We start from the raw sequence: 2,371 nt of genomic DNA, 5'->3' as shown, positions 1-2,371 counted from the left end.
AGTGGAAAGAAAACTCTATTACATAGTAGTCAGAGTATGGAGGTGGAAGCGATGAACTACCTAGATCTCTACGGAAAGCAGAAGTTAATTACTTATACGAAGGGAAATGCGGAAATGGGTGCTTTAGGGCAAATGCATGTGCATGGAACGAGTGCTTTATACTCAGCAAAGACTACTTTGGATTATAAGGCTCCGAATATGGGAAGAATGGCGCAGCCTGAGAATTTCTTGTATGGAAAGGAGAAGCAGATTGTAGAGATGTATTGGTCTTATGGAGATGATTATACAAGATTAACCAATAAGTCTAGATTTTATGTAGATATGAATTTACATGTATTGACCCGAAACTATGAACCAGGGGAATCTATAAAACTTACTTTGAAAAATGTTGATGAGAGTCCTTTAGCTAAAGAGTTAGATACTCTTGAGTTATCAGGAGTAGTAGATAATGGAAATCAAATTATATTTAAAGATGTTTTCAAGGATTATACTTTAAATTTAACAAAGGAAGACCCTCAAGATGAAGAAGATTTTAAAGCAGAAGAAGAGGAAAATAAAAAACAAGCAGAATGGAAAAAATGGGAAGAAGAACAGTGGAAAAAATATCAAAATAAAAAAAGAAATAAAGGATTTTTTAATTTTTAAATAAAATAATATGGCAATAATAGCTTTAGCAGAGGGAGTTGAATCTCCTCCAATTAATCCAATAAGACCTAAATGGAGTGATGTATATAAAAATTACCCTAAAAAAAGCGCTACAGAAGATATGTTCGGTCCCGATTTATACAAATCTATGTATGGAGATGATTATGATATGAGCACTCATTTATTAGATAAAAAATACTATCTCTATAATGCTTGTGCAGCAAAGGTCTCTATGGCTTTAGTATTGTCAGGGGTAGAATTAAAAATGATTGATAATATTGGTAGAGATTTTGTAGCAAGACAGGGAGTTATGAAGAATAAAGGATTTATAAGTACCGCTTCTAAAATGAAATTATGGCTAGAAAAAGCATGGGGCGATGTTTTCTGTAGTTGGGAAACAGGCAAGTCTTGTCCTAGTTATACAGTAAAAGAATTTGGGCTTTCTGTTGGAAATAGAAAAGGAATATATGTAATGTTAGCAAAAAATCCTACAGATTTTGGAGCTGGAGGACATGTAACTTTATGGGTTGGGGGGAGCCAAGGAGCTTTTGCTGGTAAACATTATGATAAAAGTGCTAAAGCTATGTATTTTTGGGAACTAAAATAGATAATTATGAAAAATTGTATAATACTATTAGTATTGTTAGTTAGTTTTATAAACTGTTCACAAAAAAATAAATTATCCTCTTTCAATAGTGAAAATAAAATAAAATCCATCCCTAAAGATACACTTGTTCGGGATAGTTTAATTATTGATAAACTTTCTAAAGATAAACAAGCTTACCAAGATTTTAAAGAATGGGGATGCTCTCTTTGTTATGAAAAATACAGTACTGATTCTGCTAAAATAAATTTTGAAAATACATCTATAGATTTATTTAATTCTTGTGAACAGATTACCCCTAAAAAAACTTCTATAGGTGTTGATTCTGTAAAATGTCATGTTTTCCCAAGACTTATAGATGAAAAAACTGAGAATATAAAATATTTCTTTGAAAACTATATTAAGAAAGAAAGTGCTAATAGGAAATTAACATTAGAAACATGTAAAGATTTGTTTAATGATTCTAAATTGAAAAGGCAATATGAAATATTTATAAATAATAGATCTAACTTTATGAGAAATATATACTACGAAAATGATTACCTTAATTTTGGTTATGCTAAGGTATATACAGAATAATTTTTTGTTGTCAATATAAAATAATGAAATCAAAATTTTTTATTGTACTAACTATCTTTTTATTAGTTAAAGTACCTTCACAAAATAATCAAGGAACTAGGGAATATAATGAGCTAGAAAAAGAAAATATTAATAATAAAGAGAAGATTTATTTTTTAAAAGCCTATTCATTAAATTATTGTTTATATACTAATTATAGAAATATTGATTTAGATACAACTCTTGCTTACAATGATTTTTCTTCACTAAAGTTAGGTGATGAAAGTGGAAGAAATGATAAATTATTATATGATTTGCGAAAATATATAACTTCAAAAACAGACTCTTTTTATATAAAAGGCTCTACTTATTATTCAGAAAGGGGAATACCTAACTTAATTTTTTATGATTGTTATCAATTTTATGAGTCAAAAGAATTAAAAAAGTATATTAAAAATCTTCTTAAAGAAGAATCTAATTTATAGTTAATGTCACATCCAATTATCCAAGACACCCAATTAGAATGTTCTCAAGGAACCAAGCCAACCCCAATACAGATAACCA

General features: G+C 28.8%; 3 protein-coding genes and 1 pseudogene. All 4 read left to right on the top strand.

The features are described from left to right. Positions 1 to 645, top strand: a pseudogene (locus ETU08_RS11905) (hypothetical protein); the annotation flags it as partial. Positions 646 to 655: 10 nt separating this feature from the next. Next, complete coding sequence (locus ETU08_RS09150) at positions 656 to 1,252, top strand: T6SS effector amidase Tae4 family protein (RefSeq protein WP_146262726.1); 597 nt, start codon at positions 656 to 658, stop codon at positions 1,250 to 1,252. A gap of 6 nt (positions 1,253 to 1,258) precedes the next feature. Beyond that, complete coding sequence (locus ETU08_RS09145) at positions 1,259 to 1,828, top strand: hypothetical protein (RefSeq protein WP_146262725.1); 570 nt, start codon at positions 1,259 to 1,261, stop codon at positions 1,826 to 1,828. A gap of 23 nt (positions 1,829 to 1,851) precedes the next feature. Then, entirely contained in the window at positions 1,852 to 2,292 is a 441-nt protein-coding gene (locus ETU08_RS09140) for a hypothetical protein (protein WP_146262724.1), read from the top strand. Positions 2,293 to 2,371: the final 79 nt, after the last annotated feature.

The organism is Apibacter muscae, from assembly GCF_007845635.1.
GTDB classification, from domain to species: domain Bacteria; phylum Bacteroidota; class Bacteroidia; order Flavobacteriales; family Weeksellaceae; genus Apibacter; species Apibacter muscae.
This window is presented reverse-complemented; position numbering and strand designations above follow the sequence as displayed.

Coding starts and splice junctions, on each gene's coding strand:
- ETU08_RS09140 (WP_146262724.1), top strand. CDS start 1,852: ATGAAATCAAAATTTTTTATTGTACTAACTATCTTTTTATTAGTTAAA.
- ETU08_RS09150 (WP_146262726.1), top strand. CDS start 656: ATGGCAATAATAGCTTTAGCAGAGGGAGTTGAATCTCCTCCAATTAAT.
- ETU08_RS09145 (WP_146262725.1), top strand. CDS start 1,259: ATGAAAAATTGTATAATACTATTAGTATTGTTAGTTAGTTTTATAAAC.